Here is a 19185-nt window from a genome sequence, read left to right as displayed (position 1 = left end):
ACTTCGCGGCGAGCGCGATGTCTGGCCCAACGTCGGGGACCGGTGCCGGTCAGACGACCAGTGGACGCTCCGTCGGCAGGATGGGCGACGGGAGCGTCGTGGAGCCGTTGAGGTAGGCGTCGACGCCGGCGGCGCACGAACGTCCCTCGGCCAGCGCCCACACGATCAGCGACTGCCCACGGCCGGCGTCACCGGCCACGAAGACACCCGGGACGTCGGTCATGTACGCGTTGTCGCGCGCCACGTTGCCCCGATCGTCGAGCGCCACACCGAGCTGCGAGACGACGCCGTCGGTCTCCGGACCGGTGAAGCCCATCGCGAGCAGCACCAGCTGCGTCGGGATCTCGCGCGCCGAGCCCTCGACCTCCTGGAAGCGGCCGTCGACCATCTCGACCTCGACCAGGCGCAGCGCACGGACGTTGCCGTCCTCGTCGCCGAGGAACTCCTGGGTCGAGACCGCGTAGACGCGGTCGCCACCCTCCTCGTGCGCGGAGGCCACCCGGTAGAGCATCGGGTACGTCGGCCACGGCTGGTGACCCGGCCGCTCCTCGCTCGGGCGCGGCATGATCTCGAGCTGGGTGATGGAGCGCGCCTCCTGACGGATCGCCGTGCCGAGACAGTCGGCACCGGTGTCACCGCCGCCGATGATGACGACGTCCTTGGCGGTGGCCAGGATCTGGCCCTCGACCGTCTCGCCGCGCGCCACGCGGTTCGCCTGCGGGAGGAAGTCCATCGCCTGGTGGATCCCGCCGAGCTCGCGTCCGGTGGTCGGCAGGTCGCGGCGCACGGTGGCGCCGGTCGCGAGCACGACGGCGTCGTAGCGGTCGCGCAGGTCGTCGCCGGTCAGGTCGGTGCCGATCGCAACGCCGTTGCGGAAGACCGTGCCCTCGGCCCTCATCTGCTCGATGCGGCGGTCGAGGACTGACTTCTCCATCTTGAACTCGGGGATGCCGTACCGGAGCAGGCCGCCCGGGCGGTCGTCACGCTCGTAGACGGCGACGGTGTGGCCGGCACGCGTCAGCTGCTGCGCGACGGCGAGCCCCGCCGGGCCGGAGCCGATCACGGCGACGGTCTTGCCCGTGAGCCACTCCGGAGGCTCCGGGACGACGCGCCCGTCGTCCCAGGCACGGTCGATGATCGAGACCTCGACGTTCTTGATGGTCACCGCGTCGCGGTTGATGCCGACGACGCAGGCCGTCTCGCACGGCGCGGGACAGAGGCGACCGGTGAACTCCGGGAAGTTGTTCGTCGCGTGCAGACGCGCCATCGCCTCCTCCCAGTCGTCACGCCAGACCAGGTCGTTCCACTCCGGGATGAGGTTGCCCAAGGGGCAGCCCGAGTGGCAGAACGGGATGCCGCAGTCCATGCACCGACCAGCCTGCTCGGTGATGATCGGCAGGAGCGCACGACCGGGCGTACCGGGGTACACCTCGTTCCAGTCGTGGATGCGCTCGCCCACGGGGCGGCGCTGCGCCACCTGGCGCGGCGTCTTCATGAAACCCTTCGGATCAGCCACGGATCGCTGCCTCCATCATCGCTGCGGTGGTCTCGTCCTCGCCGAGACCGGCCTCCTCGGCTGCGGCACGTGCCTTCAGGACCCTGCGGTAGTCGACCGGCATGATCTCGGAGAACCGCGTCACCGACGTCTCCCAGTCGGCCAGGAGCTTCGCGGCGACCTCCGAGCCCGTCTCCTCGGCGTGGCGGGTGACGAGGTCCTTGAGCTCGTCCGCCGCACCGATCTCGTGCACCTCGACCATCTCGCGGTTGACGAGGTCGGTGTCGAGGTCGAGCACGTACGCGACCCCGCCGCTCATGCCCGCCGCGACGTTGCGGCCGGTGGAGCCGAGGATCACGACGCGGCCTCCGGTCATGTACTCGAGGGCGTGGTCGCCGACGCCCTCGACGACCGCGGTGGCGCCCGAGTTGCGGACGCAGAAGCGCTCGCCGGCGCGTCCCCGGACGAAGATCTCGCCGCTGGTCGCGCCGTACCCGATGACGTTGCCGGCGATGATCTGGTCCTCGGCGACGAACGACGCGTCGCGCGGCGGTCGGATCACGAGCCGCCCACCGGACAGCCCCTTGCCGACGTAGTCGTTGCCGTCACCCTCCAGCCGCAGCGTGATGCCGCGCGGGACGAAGGCGCCGAACGACTGACCCGCCGACCCGGTGAAGGTGATGTCGATCGTGTCGTCGGGCAGCCCCGCACCGCGGTAGCGCTTGGTCACCTCGTGACCGAGCATCGTGCCGACGGTCCGGTTGACGTTGCGGATCTCCAGCTGCGCGCGCACCGGCTCGCCGCGGTCCAGCGCATCGGACGACAACGCGATCAGCTCGTTGTCGAGCGCGCGGTCGAGACCGTGGTTCTGCGTCGTGGTGTTGCGCAGCGCCGCACCCTCGGGAAGCTCGGGCACGTGCAGGATCGGCGTCAGGTCGAGCCCGCTCGCCTTCCAGTGCGCGATCGCCTCACGGGAGTCGAGGACCTCGGCGTGCCCCACGGCCTCGTCGATCGAGCGGAACCCGAGCGCGGCGAGGTACTCGCGGACCTCCTCGGCGACGTACTCGAAGAAGTTCACGACGTACTCGGCCTTGCCCGAGAACTTCTTGCGCAGCTCGCGGTTCTGCGTCGCCACACCCACCGGGCAGGTGTCGAGGTGGCACACGCGCATCATGATGCAGCCGGACACGACCAGCGGGGCCGTCGCGAAACCGAACTCCTCGGCGCCGAGCAGCGCCGCGACGACCACGTCGCGCCCCGTCTTCAGCTGGCCGTCGGCCTGCACGACGATGCGGTCGCGCAGCCCGTTGAGGAGGAGCGTCTGCTGGGTCTCGGCGAGACCCAGCTCCCAGGGGCCGCCCGCGTGCTTGAGCGACGTCAGCGGCGACGCGCCGGTGCCGCCGTCGTTCCCGGAGATCAGCACGACGTCGGCGTGCGCCTTGGAGACGCCCGCGGCGACCGTCCCGACACCGACCTCGGCGACCAGCTTCACGTGAACCCGTGCGGACGGGTTCGCGTTCTTCAGGTCGTGGATCAGCTGCTTGAGGTCTTCGATCGAGTAGATGTCGTGGTGCGGCGGCGGCGAGATCAGGCCGACACCCGGCGTCGAGTGCCGCGTGCGCGCCACCCACGGGTAGACCTTCGGCCCCGGCAGCTGTCCGCCCTCGCCGGGCTTCGCACCCTGCGCCATCTTGATCTGGATGTCGTCGGAGTTCGTGAGGTACTCCGAGGTGACCCCGAACCGACCCGACGCGACCTGCTTGATCGCGCTGCGGCGCTCGGGGTCGTACAGACGCTCGGGGTCCTCACCGCCCTCGCCGGTGTTGGACTTGCCACCGAGGCGGTTCATCGCGATGGCGAGGGTCTCGTGCGCCTCCTGGCTGATCGAGCCGTACGACATGGCACCGGTCGAGAAGCGCTTGACGATCGCCGAGACGGGCTCGACCTCCTCGATCGGGACGGCCGGACGCACGCCCTCCTTGAGCTTGAGGAGGCCGCGCAACGTCATCAGGCGCTCGGACTGGTCGTCGACGCGCTGGGTGTACTGCTTGAAGACGTCGTAGCGCCCGGCCCGTGTCGAGTGCTGGAGCCGGAAGACGGTCTCGGGGTCGAACAGGTGCTCGGCACCGTCACGCCGCCACTGGTACTCGCCGCCCGAGTCGAGCTGGCGGCGCGAGGCAGAGATGCCGGCGGTCGGGTACGCCTTGGCGTGCCGGATCCGGACCTCCTCGGCGACGACGTCGAGGTCGATCCCGCCGAGGCGCGAGGTCGTGCCGGTGAAGTAGCGCGAGACGAGCTCCGGCGCCAGGCCGACGGCCTCGAAGATCTGCGCGCCCGTGTACGAGGCGACGGTGGAGACGCCCATCTTGGACATCACCTTGAGGACGCCCTTGCCGAGGGCGTAGCGCAGGTTGGCGACGGCCTTCTCGGGTGCGACGCCGTCCACGTAGACGGCTTCACGGGCGAGGTCCTCGGCGGTCTCCAGCGCGAGGTACGGGTTGACGGCGGACGCACCGTAGCCGAGCAGCAGCGCGACGTGGTGAACCTCGCGGACGTCACCCGTCTCGACGAGCAGCCCCACACGGGTGCGGGTCTTCTCGCGCACCAGGTGGTGGTGCAGGGCGCCCGTCATCAGCAGGGACGGGATCGGAGCCAGCTCGTGGTTGGAGTGGCGGTCCGAGAGCACGATGATGCGGGCACCGTCGGCGATCGCCGCCGAGACCTCGGTGCACATCTCGTCGAGGCGCTTGCGCAGGGCCTCGGCGCCGCCGGCCACGTCGTACAGACCACGGACGACGTACGTCGAGAGTCCCGGCATGTTGCCGTGGCGGTTGACGTGCCGGATCTTGGCCAGCTCGTCGTTCGTGATGACGGGGAACGACATCTGCAGCTGACGGCACGACGCGGGCGTCGCCTCGAGGAGGTTGCCCTCCGCGCCGACCGTGCTGAGCAGCGACGTGACGAGCTCCTCGCGGATGGCGTCCAGCGGCGGGTTGGTGACCTGCGCGAACAGCTGGTTGAAGTAGTCGAACAGCAGCCGCGACCGGTTCGACAGCACCGCGATCGGCGTGTCGGTGCCCATGGAGCCGATCGGCTCGGCCCCCGTGCGTGCCATCGGCGCGACGAGGATGCGGAGCTCCTCCTCGGTGTAGCCGAAGACCTGCTGCCGACGGGTCACGGAGGCGTGCGTGTGCACGACGTGCTCGATCTCGGGAAGGTCGGAGAAGCGCACGAGACCGGAGTAGAGCCACTCCTCGTACGGGTGGGCGCCGGCGAGCTCGGACTTGATCTCCTCGTTGGGGATCACCCGGTGCTCGTCGAGGTCGAGCAGGAACATCTGTCCCGGCTCGAGACGGCCCTTGCGCACGATCGTCGCCGGGTCGAGGTCGAGGACGCCCGCCTCGGAGGCGAGCACGACGAGGCCGTCCTCGGTCTGCCAGAAGCGCCCGGGACGCAGGCCGTTGCGGTCGAGCACGGCGCCGACCTGCGTGCCGTCGGTGAAGACGACGCAGGCCGGGCCGTCCCAGGGCTCCATCATCGTGGAGTGGAACTCGTAGAAGGCCCGCAGCTTCGGGTCCATCACGGGGTTGTTCTCCCACGCCTCGGGGATCATCATCATCACGGCGTGCGGGAGGCTGCGGCCGCCGAGGTGCAGCAGCTCGAGCGCCTCGTCGAAGGACGCGGAGTCGGAGTCCTCCGGGTCGACGATCGGGAAGAGACGGCTCAGGTCGCCCGGGATCTGGTCGGACTCGAGCAGGGCCTCGCGGGCCCGCATCCAGTTGCGGTTGCCGCGCGCCGTGTTGATCTCACCGTTGTGCGCGATGAAGCGGAACGGGTGCGCGAGCGGCCAGCTCGGGAACGTGTTGGTGGAGAACCGGCTGTGGACGACGGCCATCGCCGAGGCGATCCGGGCGTCGGTCAGGTCCGGGTAGAAGTGGTCGAGCTGGTCGGTCGTCAGCATGCCCTTGTAGCCGAGGGTGCGAGCCGACAGCGACGGGAAGTACACGTCCAGCTCGTGCTCGGCGCGCTTGCGCAGCGCGAACGTCACGCGGTCGAGGTCGATGCCGGAGCGGCTGCCCTCGCAGTCGGCGACGAACAGCTGCACGAACGACGGCATCGCGCCGCGGGCCATCGAGCCCAGCACGCCGGGGTTGGTGGGGACGTCACGCCAGCCCAGGACCGCGAGGCCCTCCTGGGCCGCGAGCTCCTCGATCGCCGTACGAGCCGTTGCGGCGGCCGCGTGGTCCACGGGCAAGAAGGCCGTGCCGACGGCGTACCGGCCTTGCTCAGGAAGATCGAAGTCGACCACGTCGCGCAGGAACGCGTCCGGCACCTGGATGAGGATGCCGGCGCCGTCGCCGGAGTCGGCCTCGGCACCGACGGCACCGCGGTGGTCGAGGTTGCGCAGGGCGGTCAGGCCCTGCGCGACGATCTCGTGGCTGGCCTGGCCCGTGAGCGTCGCGACGAACGCGACGCCGCAGGCGTCGTGCTCGTGCTCACCGGAGTACAGGCCTTGAGCTGGGGGAAACCCGCGCATGCCGCTCTTCTCCCGTCGTCTTCGCTATGGCGCTGCGAACAGGGGGAACTCGCTCAGAGACGAGGTGCCGGTCCGTCAGCGGGGTACAACCACACCGAAGGGACGACCTTGGCCCTCACATGGCTTCCTCAGGTTACACGATTGTTGCGGGCACCGACCCCGCGGTACGCCTGCAGATGCGGGGTCAGCCCGTGACCCCGCCGACGAGTCCACCGATCCCGAAGGTGAGCGCCGCGGCGGCGCCACCGAGGACCAGCTGGCGCAGACCGCCGAACCACCACGGACGGTCGGTGATCGCCGTGACGAGGGCTCCGGTCGCGAAGAGCGCGACGAGCGACGCCCCCACGGTCGGGGCCAACGAGGTGAACCCGATCATCAGCGGGAGGAGCGGGATCAGCGCTCCGATCGCGAACGACAGGAAGGACGAGACCGCGGCGAGCATCGGCGACGGGAGGTCGGTGATGTCGACGCCGAACTCCTCGCGCGCATGGACGCGTACGGCGTTGTCGGGGTCGGAGTGGATCTGCTCGGCGACCTCGCGTGCGACGTCCTCCTCGACGCCCTTCGCGACGAACAACGACGCCAGCTCGGCCTGCTCCTGCCGGTCGTCGCGCAGGATCTGGCGTCGCTCCCGCTTGACCTCGGCCCGAGCGAGCTCCGACTGGCTGGCGACCGACGTGTACTCGCCGACGGCCATCGAGAACGCCCCGGCGGCGAGACCGGCGACGCCGGCGACGATCACCGGGGTCGGGTCGCTCGTCCCTCCGGCCATCCCCATGATCAGCGCGAAGTTGGAGACCAGACCGTCGGAGGCGCCGAACACCGCGGGGCGGAGCCACCCGCCGGTGACGTCCTGGTGCTCGTCGCCGATCGTCGCCGGGTCAGGCAGCGGGTACGGCGCAGCACCGGCTGCGTCCTCTGGGGTGGATGGCTCGGTCACCCCTCGAATCTACGACCGTGGCGCGTCGCCGTCACCCGAGGAGGTCGTGTCGTCCGCGACGGTCTCGTCGGCTGCCGTGGCCTCCGTGACGTCGCGGTCGACCGCAGGCTCCGTCGCGTCGCCCGCTGCCGGGTCCGGCTCGACCGCGCCCGCGGCGGGCTCGGCTTCGGCGTCGGAGTCGTCCTTGTCGACCTGGACGACGTCCTCGCGCTCGCCTCGGCCCGTCCTGGTGAGCCAGACGAACAGGCCGATCGCGGCGACGAACAGGACGATGGAGGTCCACTGGTTCAGTCGGAGGCCGAGGAGCTCGTGGGCCGTGTCGATGCGGAGGCCCTCGATCCAGAACCGCCCGAGCGTGTAGATCGCCACGTACAGCGCGACGACCCGGCCACCGCCGAGCCGGAACCGGCGGTCGAGCCAGATCAGGAGGAAGAAGCCGGCGAGGTTCCAGAGCGACTCGTAGAGGAAGGTCGCGTGGAACGTCTCGTACTGCTCGTAGCCGGCGGGACGGTGCGCGGCGTCGATCTCCAGTCCCCACGGAAGATCGGTCGGGCTGCCGAAGAGCTCCTGGTTGAACCAGTTGCCGAACCGCCCGATCGCCTGCGCGAGCAGGATGCCGGGTGCGAGAGCGTCCGCCAGCGGCGCGAAGCGGATGCCGTACCGACGGCAGGCGATGTACGCACCGAGGGCACCGAGCGAGATGGCGCCCCAGATGCCGAGTCCGCCCTCCCAGATGTAGAGGGCGCGGACCGGGTCACGGCCCTCGGCGAAGTAGAGCTCGGGGTTCGTGACCACGTGGTAGAGGCGGGCACCGACGAGCCCGAACGGGATTGCCCAGATCGCGACGTCCGCCACGGCGCCGGGCTTGCCGCCGCGGGCCTGGAAGCGCTTGTCGCCGACCCAGATCGCCGCGACGACACCGGCGATGATGCAGAGGGCGTACGCCCGGATCGGGAAGGGACCGAGGTTCCAGACGGACTCCGACGGGCTCGGGATCGAGGCCAGGATCACGCGAGGGCTCCCTTGTCTGCGGTGGTCGGTACGGAGGGTGCCGTGCGGGCTCGCTCGACACCTGCGCGAAGGTCCTCGGCGAGGGCGCGGACGGCGGCGATGCCCGTCGCGGTGTCCGAGCCCGCATCGAGCAGCCGTGCCACGAGTGCCGAACCGACGATCACGGCATCGGCGAACGCGCCGACCTCGGCCGCCTGATCACCGTTGCTCACACCCAGGCCGACGCCGACCGGGATGTCGCTCACCTTCTTGACACGCTCGACGAGGGTCGGGGCCGCCGTGCTCGTCGCGGTCCGCGTGCCTGTCACCCCCATGACCGAGGTGGCGTACAGGAACCCGCTCGACGCCTGCGCCGTCATCGCGAGCCGGGCGTCGGTCGACGACGGTGCCACCAGGAAGACCCGGTCGAGGCCGTGCGTGGTGGAGGACTCGATCCACTCCGCCGCCTCGTCGGGGATCAGGTCAGGGGTGATGAGGCCCGCTCCCCCGGCCGCCGCCAGCCGCGACGCGAACGCCTCGACGCCGACGCGCTCGACCGGGTTCCAGTAGGTCATCACCAGAGTCGGCGCGCCGGTGGCCGCCACAGCCTCGACCGTGTCGAACACGTCGGCCACCCGCATCCCCGCCCTCAGCGCTGCCTCGGCGGCACGCTGGATCGTGGGTCCGTCCATCACGGGGTCGGAGTAGGGGAGGCCGATCTCGACGATGTCGACGCCGCCCTCGACCATCGCGACCATCGCATCGATCGCGGTCTGCTTGTCGGGGAAGCCCGCCGGCAGGTATCCGACCAGCGCCGGACGTCCCTCGGCGCGGATCCGTGCCAGGGTGTCGGCCAGCGCGCTCATGCGTCCTCCTCGGAGAGCAGCCCGAAGTACTCGGCCGCCGTGTGAGCGTCCTTGTCGCCGCGTCCGGAGAGGTTCACCAGGATCGTCGGCGTGCGACCGAGCTCGCTCGTCAGCTGAGGGACGATCCGCAGAGCCCCTGCGACGGCGTGGGCGGACTCGATCGCGGGGATGATGCCCTCGGTCTTGCAGAGCAGGTCGAAGGCCGCCATCGCCTCGTCGTCGGTGACCGGCTCGTACGTGACGCGCCCGGTCTCGGCGAGGTAGGCGTGCTCGGGGCCGACGCCCGGGTAGTCGAGGCCGGCCGAGATGGAGTGCGACTCGATCGTCTGGCCGTCCTCGTCCTGGAGGAGGAACGAGCGCGTGCCATGGAGCACGCCGACGTCGCCCGCGGTGATCGTCGCCGCGTGGCGACCGGTCTCGAAACCGTCGCCGCCGGCCTCGAAACCGTACAGGCGTACGTCGGAGTCGGCGAGGAACCCGGCGAACAGGCCGATCGCGTTGGAGCCGCCGCCGACGCAGGCCGCGGCCGCGTCGGGCAGGCTGCCGATCCGCTCGAGCACCTGGGCGCGGGACTCGTCGCCGATGCCACGGGTGAGGTCTCGCACGATCTCGGGGAACGGGTGCGCGCCGGCCGCCGTACCGAGCAGGTAGTGCGTGTCGTCGACGGTGCTGACCCAGTCGCGCAGCGCCTCGTTGATGGCGTCCTTGAGGGTGCGGCTGCCGGTGGTCACCGGGACCACCGTGGCGCCGAGCATGTTCATGCGGGCGACGTTCAGTGCCTGACGCTCGGTGTCGACCTCGCCCATGTAGACGACGCACTCGAGGTCGAGGTACGCGCAGGCGGTGGCCGTGGCGACGCCGTGCTGGCCCGCCCCCGTCTCGGCGATCACGCGCCGCTTGCCCATCCGGCGGGTGAGCAGGGCCTGACCCAGCACGTTGCGGATCTTGTGCGCGCCCGTGTGGTTCAGGTCCTCGCGCTTGAGGAGGATCCGAGCCCCCGCGCGCTCGGACAGGCGCGACGCCTCGTACAGCGGGCTGGGAAGGTTCGCGTACTCGCGGAACATGCGGTCCAGCTCGTCGACGAACGTCGGGTCTTGCTTGGCCTCGCGCCACGCGCGTTCGAGCTCGTCGAGAGGAGCGATCAGCGCCTCGGGCATGAACCGGCCGCCGAAACGGCCGAAGTGGCCGTGCTCGTCGGGCAGCGTCGTGGGTTGCGGGTCGGCCGAGGAGGCAGAGCTGAACATGGATCGATCCTTGCAGGTGGCGTCAACACGGAGTGCGACGGGAGATGGCGGCCGGAGCGGGTCCGGTCACCATCGGTGCTGCAGAGCGGGGTGCGACCCGGCGGCGACAAGGTCAGCGACGGTCGAGCGCGGGTTGCCGCCCGTCACGAGCGTCTCCCCCACCAGGACGACCTGGGCGCCGGAGCGGGCGTACTCGATGACGTCCTTGGTGTCGCGCACACCGGACTCGGCGACCTTGACGACCGTGTCGGGGATGAGCGGGGCCAGCCTGGCGAAGGTCGTACGGTCGATCTCGAGGGTCTTGAGGTTGCGCGCGTTGACACCGACGAGCCGTGCGTCGGCGGCGATCGCTCGCTCGACCTCCTCCTCGTCGTGCACCTCGACCAGCGGGGTCAGCCCGATGGAGCGTGCGCGCTCGATCAGCGACTCGAGGGCCGACTGGTCGAGAGCCGCGACGATGAGGAGCGCCATGTCGGCACCGGCGGCGCGGGCCTCCCACAGCTGGTAGGAGGTCGTGATGAAGTCCTTGCGGAGGACCGGGCAGGCGACCTGGGCGCGGACGGCGCGGAGGTCGTCGAGGCTGCCGGAGAAGCGCCGCTGCTCGGTGAGCACGGAGATCGCCGCAGCACCACCGGCCGCATAGTCGACGGCCAGCGCCGCAGGGTCCTTGATCGCCGCGAGCGAACCCTTGGAGGGACTCGCACGCTTCACCTCGGCGATGACCGAGACGCCGTCGGCTCGGAACGTCGGCATGGGGTCGAGCGCGGGATCCTGTCGGCCTGCGCGCTCCTTGAGATCGGCCAAGGGCACAGTCGCCATGCGAGTCTCGAGGTCCTCGAGGACTCCCGCGATGATGTCGTCGAGAACGGACATCGCCGGACCTACCTTCCCACCCGTGGTCGCCGGAGCATGCTCCCCGAGGTAACCGACCCTTTCACAACAGAGTAGCCAGCCCGCTGTGCGCCAGGTCACCGCCCCCTGGAGGGCGCGCGCAGGCGCTGGACCATCTGACTTCGTCGGCACCTTCGTACGGCAGAATGCGAACCTCCCCAGCCCCTTGATGAAGGAGCACCATGAGCTATCCCCCACCCGGTGGCCCCACACCACCGGGCAACGAGCCGCCCAGCTACAACCCGCCTCCTGGCGGATACGGAGGTCCGCCGCCGGGCGGATACGGAGGTCCGCCGCCCGGCGGTGATCCGTACGGCGAGCCGCCGAAGAACTCGACCAAGGCCACGTGGGCCCTGGTGACCGGCATCCTCGGCCTGTGCTGCGGACCGCTCGGCGTCGTCGGCATCGTTCTCGGCCGCCAGGCCAAGGACGAGATCGCCGCATCGAACGGCCGGCTCACCGGCGCCGGTCTGGCCCAGGCCGGATTCATCATCGGCATCATCGCCGTGGTGCTCTGGGCGCTCGGCCTCGTCGCCCGGCTGTCCGGCGCCGTCTGACCTACGGCACGAAGGGCCTCTCACCGCGTGCGGTGAGAGGCCCTTCGGCGTCGGGGAGGTCACGGAGCGAGCCACGACCCCCACGGGGTGTTGCGCACGACGGTGAAGACGAAGCCGATCGCGATCAGCACGACGCCGGTACGCGACGAGATCGCGATCATCGACGAACGAGGATCGGCGAGCCGACGCGGGATCCAGGCGATGAACGCGACAGCGAGCGCCACCACCAGTGCGACGGCGAGAACGTTGCTCGACAGGGCCACACCCACCTGGAGGTCGGTGAGTGCGTGCACCGCCCGCAGCCCGCCGCAGCCCGGGCAGTCCCAGCCGGTCAGCACCTCGAACGGGCAGAACCCATAGCTGCCGGCGGTGTTCGGGTCGCGGAAGTGAAGGATCGCCGCGAGGCCAGCCCCCGCCGCACCCACCGCGAGCGGTGCGCGAAGAGCGCGCCACGTCGAGGTGGCGGGGCGGGGACCGGCCTCGGTGGTCACGCCTTCACGACCACCGAGGAGACGATCATGTCGTGCCACGTCTGGTGCTTCTTGTCCCAGAGCGGCCACAGGAGGTCGAGGAAGCAGAGGCTCGCCAGGACGTAGTAGAGCAGCCAGCGGAGCGCACCCTTGCCGGCCCCCTGGGGCTGGCCGGTGCTCATCTCGATGACGGTGATCCCGAGGAACTGCTTGCCGAGGCTCTGACCACCCTTGCCCTGCCGGATGCCCTGGTTCCAGATCTGGAACAGGAAGGCGACCAGGAAGCCGACGATCAGCAGGATGATGCCGAGCGCGAACAGCCCCTCGTTCGTCACCTCGCTCTCGGAGGTGTTGCCGTACGGGTCCGACTGGACCTCGACGGAGGTGGAGAGCAGCACCGCCCCGATGATGATCGGGATCGCTGAGGCGAGCGTGCCGATCAGACCGTCGATGATCAGCGCGGCGACGCGCGACCACCAGCCCGCGTACGGCGACGGCGGCTGGTAGTCGGCGAGCGGCGAGTAGCCGCCTCCGCCGTACTGGCCGTACTGCGGGGGCTGCTGACCGTACGGCGAGGGTTGCTGGCCGTAGCCGGGCGGGGGCTGCTGCCCGTAACCGGGAGGCGGTTGCTGTCCGTATCCCGGCGGAGGCTGCTGGCCGTACGGCGGCTGCTGCGGCTCCTGCGGCGGGTACGGCGGCTGGTCGGACATCGTGGGCTCCCTTCGTCACCGACGCCGGAGCGCGGTGCGTTCAACGCGTACGAGCGCAGTCTCGCGGATTCAGTGCGCCTTGGCGCCGAGACCCGCCGCGCCCATGACCTTGGCGACGATCGCCGAGCCGAGGACGAGCGCGACACCGATCCAGAACATCACCCAGGCAGGGCCCATCAGCAGCGCGACACCGCCGACGGTGAAACCGATCAGGCAGATGACGACTGCCGTCCAAGCGGCCGGGGAGGAACCATGCATCGTGCAAACCTCTCTAGACGTGACGTGCTCGCGGACGAGCGGAAGGGGTGGGCCCAGCCTAGACGGTCGGGTCCTCGCCGCGGTCGAGCGCCTTCCACGGATCGTCGTCGTTGCGGGCGGCCTTCTGCTGGCCGACCGAGTCGTAGCGCCGGCCCATCGAGGGCCACGTACGTCCCCAGCGGACGACCGCCAGCCCCGCGAGCGCCGGGAGGACGAGCGCGACCAGCGCGACCCATCGCCACGCCGTCGCAGCAGCCTCGTCCGCGAGAGACTCCTGGAGCGCCGCGTTGCCGGCCATCGCCGGTGAGTCCGCCAGCGACAGCGCGAGGGCGTCGTGCAGGGCGCCGCCCCCTGTGACGACGGCGACCATCGCGCCGATCGAGGCGAGCGTCACGACCGCACCGACCGCGACACGGATCCGGCCCGCGGTCGCGAGGACCGCGACGCACCCGGCGAGCGCGACCAGCGCGAGGCCGCCGACCACCGGGATGGCGTCGTTGCCGCTGATCGACACGGCGTCGCGCGCGAGGCCTTCGGTCTCGACCGTGATGCGTGCCCACGGCCGCGAGGCGGCGAAGAAGGCCACAGCCGCTCCGACCACGCCGAGCAGGACTGTCGTGCCGTAACCGCGGGAGCTCACTGGTCAGGCTCGAGGAGGACGTCGGCGTCGAAGCACGTACGCGCCCCGGTGTGGCAGGCCGGACCGGTCTGCGAGACCTTGACTAGAAGGGTGTCGCCGTCGCAGTCGAGGCGGACCTCGCGGACGTGCTGGACGTTGCCGGAGGTCATCCCCTTGACCCAGTACTCGTGGCGGCTCCGGCTCCAGAACGTCGAGCGCCCGGTGGTCAGCGTGCGACGCAGCGCCTCGTCGTCCATCCAGCCGACCATCAGCACCTCGTGCGTGTCGACCTCCTGGACGACGGCAGGCACGAGGCCGTCCGCGTCTCGCTTGAGCCGAGCCGCGATCGCGGGATCCAGTCGCACGGAGTCAGTCACGTCGTTCATTCTCCCAGGCCGCGCCAGCCGCGTCGTCGATGCCGTCGACCGCCAAGGAGGGATCGATCCCGAGGTGGGCCTGCGCGATCCAGGAGGCGTGCAGGCGTGCGTACGTGCCCCCGCGCGCCACGAGCTCGTCGTGGGGCCCGTCCTCGACGAGCCTGCCCACGTCGAAGACGAGGACGCGGTCGGCCGCCTCCGCCGTGGAGAGCCGGTGCGCGATGACGACGGAGGTACGTCCGGCGAGGAGGTGCTCGAGCGCCCGGGACGCCCGCATCTCCGTCTGCGGGTCGACGGCACTCGTCGCCTCGTCGAGCACCAGCAGGTCCGGGTCGGCGAGGTAGGCGCGGACCAGCGAGACGAGCTGTCGCTCCCCCGCCGACAGCGACTCGCCCCGCTGTCCGACCTCGGTGTCGAGGCCGTCGGGAAGGGTCGCGTACCAGTCGTCGATGCCGAGCGCGGTGAACGCCTCCCGCATCTGCTCGCGCGAGGCGTGGAGGTCGCCGTAGCGGAGGTTCTCCGCCAGCGACGCGTCGAAGAGGAAGCCCTCCTGCGGCACCATCACGACGCGTGAGCGGAGGTCGGCGAACCCGATCTCGCGCAGGTCGACCCCGTCGAGGCACACGGTGCCCGCGCTCGGGTCGGACAGTCGAGTGAGGAGCTTGGCGAAGGTGCTCTTGCCCGATCCCGTCTCACCCACGACCGCCACCCGCTGGCGGGCCGGGACGACGACGTCGACGTCGTGCAGCACGTCGGGGCCCTCGGGATAGGCGAACCGGACGTGCTCGAAGGCGACCTCCAGCGCGCCCTTCGGCAACGGGACCGCACGGTCACCGGGGTCGCGGACGTCGGCCGGCGTGTCGAGGATCTCGATCACGCGCCGCCACGACGAGATCGCGTTCTGGGCATCGGTGAGGACCTGCGTCGCCGACTGCACCGGACCCACGAACAACGACACGAGGAAGGCGAACGCGACGACCCCGCCGAGGGTGAGGTCGCCGGCGACCCCGAGCATCACGCCCACGACGATCACCGCGGCGTTGGCGAGGCCGCTGGCGATGCCCGCCGAGGCGAACGTGCCGGCGACGATGCGCTGGGCCCGCACGTTGGCACGGAGGTTGACGTCGATCGCCTCGTCGATGCGACGCTGCGTGCGCTGCTCCACCGCGTACGACCGCACCACCGAGGCGCCGACCACGGGCTCGGCGATCACGCCGAGCATGCCTCCGACCGTCGCCCGCACCTTGTCGTACGCGCGCGACATGTGACCCTGCAGGACGATCAGCGTGACCACGAGCGGCAGGAAGCACACCCACACGACGGCCGTGAGCTGCCAGCTGTAGAACAGCATGACGACGGTCGCGACCAGCACCTGACCGATGCTGGTGACGAACGTGATCCCGTTGAACTGCAGGAACAACGACACCTGGTCGATGTCGGACGTCACGCGCGAGACGAGCGCGCCGCGGCGCTCACGGTTCTGGGTGAGCACGGAGAGGTCGTGCACGTGCCGGAAGGCCTTCACCCGCAGCTCGGCGAGCCCCCGCTCGCTGGCGGTGAACAGCCGGACCTTCATGACGGAGGCACAGAAGCCCGTGATCACGACGATCGCGGCGGCGAGGGCACTCCACCGCAGCACGACGCCCTCGTCCGGGCCGCCCTCGGCGCTGAGCCCCTGGTCGATCGCGACCTGGACGACGATCGGCACCACGGCACCACCGACCGTGCTGAGGGCTGCCAGCAGGAGCGTCAACGGCAGGCCGCGCGACAGCGCCGGCGACAGCGCGAAGCCACGCCGCAGCACGGCCAGCCCACCCTCCCGCGGTGTCTCCAGACCGGGGACGGGAAGCGGCACGGGGCCTGATCGCGACCCGATGCTCATGACGCCTCCCTCGTCCGGTCGTAGGCCTGCACGATGTCGGCGTACTCGGGCGACCGCTCGACGAGCTCGGCGTGCGTCCCGCGGTCGACGATGCAACCGTGGCGCAGGAACAGCACCTCGTCGGCGAGCGCGATGGTGGCCTTGCGGTAGGCGACGACGAACACCGTCGGCCCGTCGCCAGAGGCGGTCGAGCTTGCCAGCGCGGTGAGGATGCGGCGTTCGACGTCGGGGTCCAGGGCGCTCGTGGCGTCGTCGAGGATCAGCAGCCGCGGGTCGCGCACCAGCGCGCGGGCCAGCGCGAGACGCTGCCGCTGGCCCCCGGAGAGCGTGGTGCCCCGCTCTCCCAGCTGCGTGGCTGTGCCGTCGGGGAGCGCATCGACGAACTCGCTCGCCTGGGTCAGGTCGAGCACCGCACGGAGGCGGTCGTCGTCGACGTCCGCGCCGAGGGTGATGTTGTCGCGCACGGTGTCGTCGAAGATGAAGGTGTGCTGCGGCACGAGGGCGACCGCGTCGGCGAGCGCCTCGTGGGTGAGGGAGGCGATGTCGACGCCGTCGAGGCAGATCGTGCCGGTGTCGGGGTCGACGAGCCGGTCCAGCAGCGAGGCGAGCGTGCTCTTGCCGGACCCGGTGAGCCCGACCACCGCAGTCACCGTGCCAGGACGGAGCGTCACGTCGACACCGTCGAGGACCGGCCTTCCTGGGACGTACGCGTATGCGACCCCGTCGAGGTCGACGCGGACGGCGCCCGTGCCGGGCAGGCGGTCGCGTCCGTACGGCATGTCGCCGGTCGCAGTCAGCACGGCCTGGATACGGTCCCAGCCGACGACCGTGCGCGGCAGCTCGCCCAGGACCCAGCCGAAGGCGCGGACGGGGAAGCCCACCACCGTGAAGAGGTAGGCGACCTGGACGACTGCACCGGCGTCGATGTCACCCGCGAGGGCTCGCTCGACTCCCAGCACGACCACCACCAGCACGCCGAGGTTGGGGAGCATCTCGATCACGGGGTCGAACACGGACCTCACACGGCCCGCGGCGACGTTGGCGTCGCGCAGCTCCTCGGCCATCGCGGTGAAGCGCGTCGTCTCCTCCGCCTCGCGCCCGAGCGTCTTGACGACCAGCGCGCCGTCGAAGGACTCGTGCGCGACCGCGCTGACGCGTCCGCGCAGCTCCTGGGCGTGGGTCACCCGGGGCGAGAGGATCCGCTGGTAGCCGACGTTGATGGCGAACAGCAGCGGGAAGACCACGAGGCCGACCACGGTGAGGACGACGTCCGCGGTGAGCATCGCGATCACCGCGGTGACCAGCATCGCGAGGACGCCGACGGCCATCGGCAGGGGCATCATCACCGACCAGGTGGCCTCGACGTCGGCGTTCGCGTTGGACAGCAGCTGCCCCGTCGGGTGCGTGGAGTGCCACCGCATCGGCAGGGCGAGGTAGCGGCGCGTGACCTGGCGCCGGTACGACGCCACGAGCCGGTAGTAGACGATGCCACCGACCAGGCGCCGTACGATCACGCCCCAGGCACGCAGCAGCGCGACCGACATGAAGAGCAGGAAGGCGACGACCGCGGCGCCGGTGGCGATCTCGCCGTCCCGGAACGACGGGATGACGACGTGGTCGGTGGCCCAGCCGAGGACCCATGCGTCGGCCACGGTCATCGCGCCGTAGACGATCGAGCCCACGACGGCGATCGAGAAGCGGCGCTTCTCCTGTGCGACACCGGTCCCGATGATGCCGAAGCCACGGCGGGTGATGCTGCGGGTCGGACGGACCGCGCTCACCGCGCGCTGCTAGTTCTCACGACGTGCCCTGCCGCGCGCAGCGCGTCCTTGACCTCACCGACCGTGAGGACGCCGAAGTGGAAGACGCTGGCAGCGAGGAGTGCGTCGGCGCCGGCGTCGACGGCTTCGCAGAAGTGCTGCGGCGTGCCCGCTCCGCCGCTCGCGATCAGCGGGACGTGGGTGACGGCACGGGCCGCCCGGATCATCGCGAGGTCGAAGCCGTCTCGGGTGCCGTCGGCGTCCATCGAGTTGAGCAGCACCTCGCCGATGCCGAGCTCCGTCGCCGTGCGGACCCAGGCGATCGCGTCGCGGCCTGCTGACCGGCGGCCGCCGTGCGTCGTGACCTCGAATCCGGACGGCTGGTCGTCGGCGCGGCGCGCGTCGACGCTCAGCACGAGGACCTGGTTGCCGAAGCGCTCGGCGATCTCGGCGATCAGCTCGGGTCGCTGGAGGGCGGCCGTGTTGACGCCCACCTTGTCGGCACCCGCACGCAGCAGGCGGTCGACGTCCTCCACAGCGCGGACGCCGCCGCCGACGGTCAACGGGATGAAGACCTGCTCGGCGGTCGTCGACACGACCTCGTACGTGGTGGCGCGGGCGTCGGATGATGCGGTGATGTCGAGGAACGTCAGCTCGTCGGCGCCCTCGGCGTCGTAGACACGGGCCATCTCGACCGGGTCTCCGGCGTCGCGGAGGTCGACGAAGTTGACGCCCTTGACGACCCGACCGGCGTCGACGTCGAGGCACGGGATGACCCGGACTGCCAGGGTCACGAGGCGTTGCCCCGCGGCACCTCGGCGACGGCTGCGAGGGCCTCCGGCAGCGTGAAGTTGCCGGCGTACAGCGCGGTGCCGATGATCGCACCCTCGACGCCGAGGTCGACGAGCCCGGCGATGGCCCGAAGGTCGTCGAGGGTCGTCACTCCACCGGAGGCCACGACAGGCCGGTCGGTCGCGGCGCACACCTCGCGCAACAGGTCGAGGTTGGGACCTTGGAGCATGCCGTCCTTGTTGACGTCGGTGACGACGTAGCGCGCACAGCCCTCGGCGTCGAGGCGCGCCAGCACCTCGTACAGGTCGCCTCCCTCGCGGGTCCAGCCGCGCGCAGCGAGGGTTCGGCCGCGGACGTCGAGGCCGACTGCGACCCGGTCGCCGTACGTGGCGATGGCCTTCGCGCACCACTCGGGGTTCTCGAGGGCGGCCGTGCCGATGTTGACGCGACGGCAGCCGGTCGCCATCGCGCGGTCGAGCGTCTCGTCGTCGCGGATGCCGCCCGACATCTCGACCGACATGTCCACGGACGCCACGATCTGCGCGAGCAGCTCCGCGTTGGAACCCCGCCCGAACGCGGCGTCGAGGTCGACGAGATGCAGCCACTCGGAGCCGCCCTCCTGCCAGCGGAGCGCCGCCTCGAGCGGGTCGCCGAACGTCTTCTCGGAGCCGGCCACCCCCTGCACGAGCTGGACGGCCCGTCCCTCGATGACGTCGACAGCGGGAAGGAGCTCGAGCGTGGTGGTCACGTCCTCGATCGTACTGACCCCCACTGACGGCGTTCGTCGGGACCAGCCT

General features: G+C 70.8%; 17 protein-coding genes. 1 reads left to right on the top strand and 16 read right to left on the bottom strand.

What is annotated here, in order from left to right:
- Nucleotides 1-49: 49 nt before the first annotated feature.
- The 7 genes from AB3M34_RS09375 to trpC form a co-directional block, all read right to left on the bottom strand.
- Nucleotides 50-1516 (bottom strand): glutamate synthase subunit beta, encoded by a 1467-nt coding sequence (locus AB3M34_RS09375; RefSeq protein WP_370619296.1) that lies wholly within the window; start codon nt 1514-1516, stop codon nt 50-52.
- Nucleotides 1509-6032, bottom strand: coding sequence for a glutamate synthase large subunit (gene gltB / locus AB3M34_RS09370; RefSeq protein WP_370619295.1), 4524 nt, complete (start codon nt 6030-6032; stop codon nt 1509-1511). The genes AB3M34_RS09375 and gltB overlap by 8 nt, the downstream gene beginning before the upstream one ends.
- A gap of 184 nt (nt 6033-6216) precedes the next feature.
- Complete coding sequence (locus tag AB3M34_RS09365; protein WP_370619294.1) at nt 6217-6972, bottom strand: VIT1/CCC1 transporter family protein; 756 nt, start codon at nt 6970-6972, stop codon at nt 6217-6219.
- Between the two features lie 9 nt (nt 6973-6981).
- Nucleotides 6982-7983, bottom strand: a complete 1002-nt coding sequence (gene lgt / locus AB3M34_RS09360; protein WP_370619293.1) for a prolipoprotein diacylglyceryl transferase — start codon at nt 7981-7983, stop codon at nt 6982-6984.
- The gene (trpA, locus tag AB3M34_RS09355) at nt 7980-8828 is read right to left on the bottom strand and encodes a tryptophan synthase subunit alpha (protein WP_370619291.1); all 849 of its coding nucleotides are present in this window, start codon (nt 8826-8828) and stop codon (nt 7980-7982) included. The genes lgt and trpA overlap by 4 nt, the downstream gene beginning before the upstream one ends.
- Nucleotides 8825-10072 carry a tryptophan synthase subunit beta gene (gene trpB / locus AB3M34_RS09350; protein WP_370619289.1) on the bottom strand — a complete coding sequence of 416 codons (1248 nt, stop codon included), beginning with the start codon at nt 10070-10072 and terminating at the stop codon, nt 8825-8827. The genes trpA and trpB overlap by 4 nt, the downstream gene beginning before the upstream one ends.
- A 66-nt stretch (nt 10073-10138) precedes the next feature.
- Entirely contained in the window at nt 10139-10945 is an 807-nt protein-coding gene (gene trpC / locus AB3M34_RS09345; RefSeq protein ID WP_370619288.1) for an indole-3-glycerol phosphate synthase TrpC, read from the bottom strand.
- A gap of 200 nt (nt 10946-11145) precedes the next feature.
- Here trpC and AB3M34_RS09340 point away from each other — a divergent pair, with 200 nt between their 5' ends.
- Nucleotides 11146-11520, top strand: a complete 375-nt coding sequence (locus AB3M34_RS09340; protein WP_370619286.1) for a DUF4190 domain-containing protein — start codon at nt 11146-11148, stop codon at nt 11518-11520.
- A gap of 59 nt (nt 11521-11579) precedes the next feature.
- On the opposite strand, the gene AB3M34_RS09335 is transcribed toward AB3M34_RS09340, so the two are convergent.
- From AB3M34_RS09335 to priA, 9 genes are all read right to left on the bottom strand, one after another.
- Complete coding sequence (locus tag AB3M34_RS09335) at nt 11580-12011, bottom strand: DUF2752 domain-containing protein (RefSeq protein ID WP_370619284.1); 432 nt, start codon at nt 12009-12011, stop codon at nt 11580-11582.
- Complete coding sequence (locus AB3M34_RS09330) at nt 12008-12700, bottom strand: RDD family protein (RefSeq protein WP_370619282.1); 693 nt, start codon at nt 12698-12700, stop codon at nt 12008-12010. The genes AB3M34_RS09335 and AB3M34_RS09330 overlap by 4 nt, the downstream gene beginning before the upstream one ends.
- Nucleotides 12701-12769: 69 nt before the next feature.
- Nucleotides 12770-12958 (bottom strand): HGxxPAAW family protein, encoded by a 189-nt coding sequence (locus AB3M34_RS09325; protein ID WP_370619281.1) that lies wholly within the window; start codon nt 12956-12958, stop codon nt 12770-12772.
- Between the two features lie 58 nt (nt 12959-13016).
- A complete protein-coding gene (locus AB3M34_RS09320) occupies nt 13017-13598 on the bottom strand; it encodes a Trp biosynthesis-associated membrane protein (protein WP_370619279.1) in 582 nt (193 codons plus the stop codon).
- Entirely contained in the window at nt 13595-13963 is a 369-nt protein-coding gene (hisI, locus tag AB3M34_RS09315; protein WP_370619278.1) for a phosphoribosyl-AMP cyclohydrolase, read from the bottom strand. The genes AB3M34_RS09320 and hisI overlap by 4 nt, the downstream gene beginning before the upstream one ends.
- On the bottom strand, nt 13947-15836 hold the full coding sequence (locus AB3M34_RS09310; RefSeq protein WP_370619276.1) for an ABC transporter ATP-binding protein: 1890 nt from the start codon (nt 15834-15836) through the stop codon (nt 13947-13949). The genes hisI and AB3M34_RS09310 overlap by 17 nt, the downstream gene beginning before the upstream one ends.
- Nucleotides 15833-17617, bottom strand: coding sequence for an ABC transporter ATP-binding protein (locus tag AB3M34_RS09305; RefSeq protein WP_370619275.1), 1785 nt, complete (start codon nt 17615-17617; stop codon nt 15833-15835). The genes AB3M34_RS09310 and AB3M34_RS09305 overlap by 4 nt, the downstream gene beginning before the upstream one ends.
- The gene (hisF, locus tag AB3M34_RS09300; protein WP_370619273.1) at nt 17614-18390 is read right to left on the bottom strand and encodes an imidazole glycerol phosphate synthase subunit HisF; all 777 of its coding nucleotides are present in this window, start codon (nt 18388-18390) and stop codon (nt 17614-17616) included. Before hisF ends, AB3M34_RS09305 begins: the two co-directional genes overlap by 4 nt.
- Nucleotides 18387-19136 (bottom strand): bifunctional 1-(5-phosphoribosyl)-5-((5-phosphoribosylamino)methylideneamino)imidazole-4-carboxamide isomerase/phosphoribosylanthranilate isomerase PriA, encoded by a 750-nt coding sequence (gene priA, locus AB3M34_RS09295; protein ID WP_370619271.1) that lies wholly within the window; start codon nt 19134-19136, stop codon nt 18387-18389. The genes hisF and priA overlap by 4 nt, the downstream gene beginning before the upstream one ends.
- Between the last annotated feature and the right edge of the window lie 49 nt (nt 19137-19185).

The sequence above is a fragment of the Mumia sp. Pv4-285 genome, from assembly GCF_041320275.1.
In the GTDB taxonomy this organism is placed as follows: Bacteria; Actinomycetota; Actinomycetes; order Propionibacteriales; family Nocardioidaceae; genus Mumia; species Mumia qirimensis.
The sequence above is the reverse complement of the archived record's forward strand: the minus strand, read 5'-3'. Positions and strand labels throughout refer to the sequence as shown.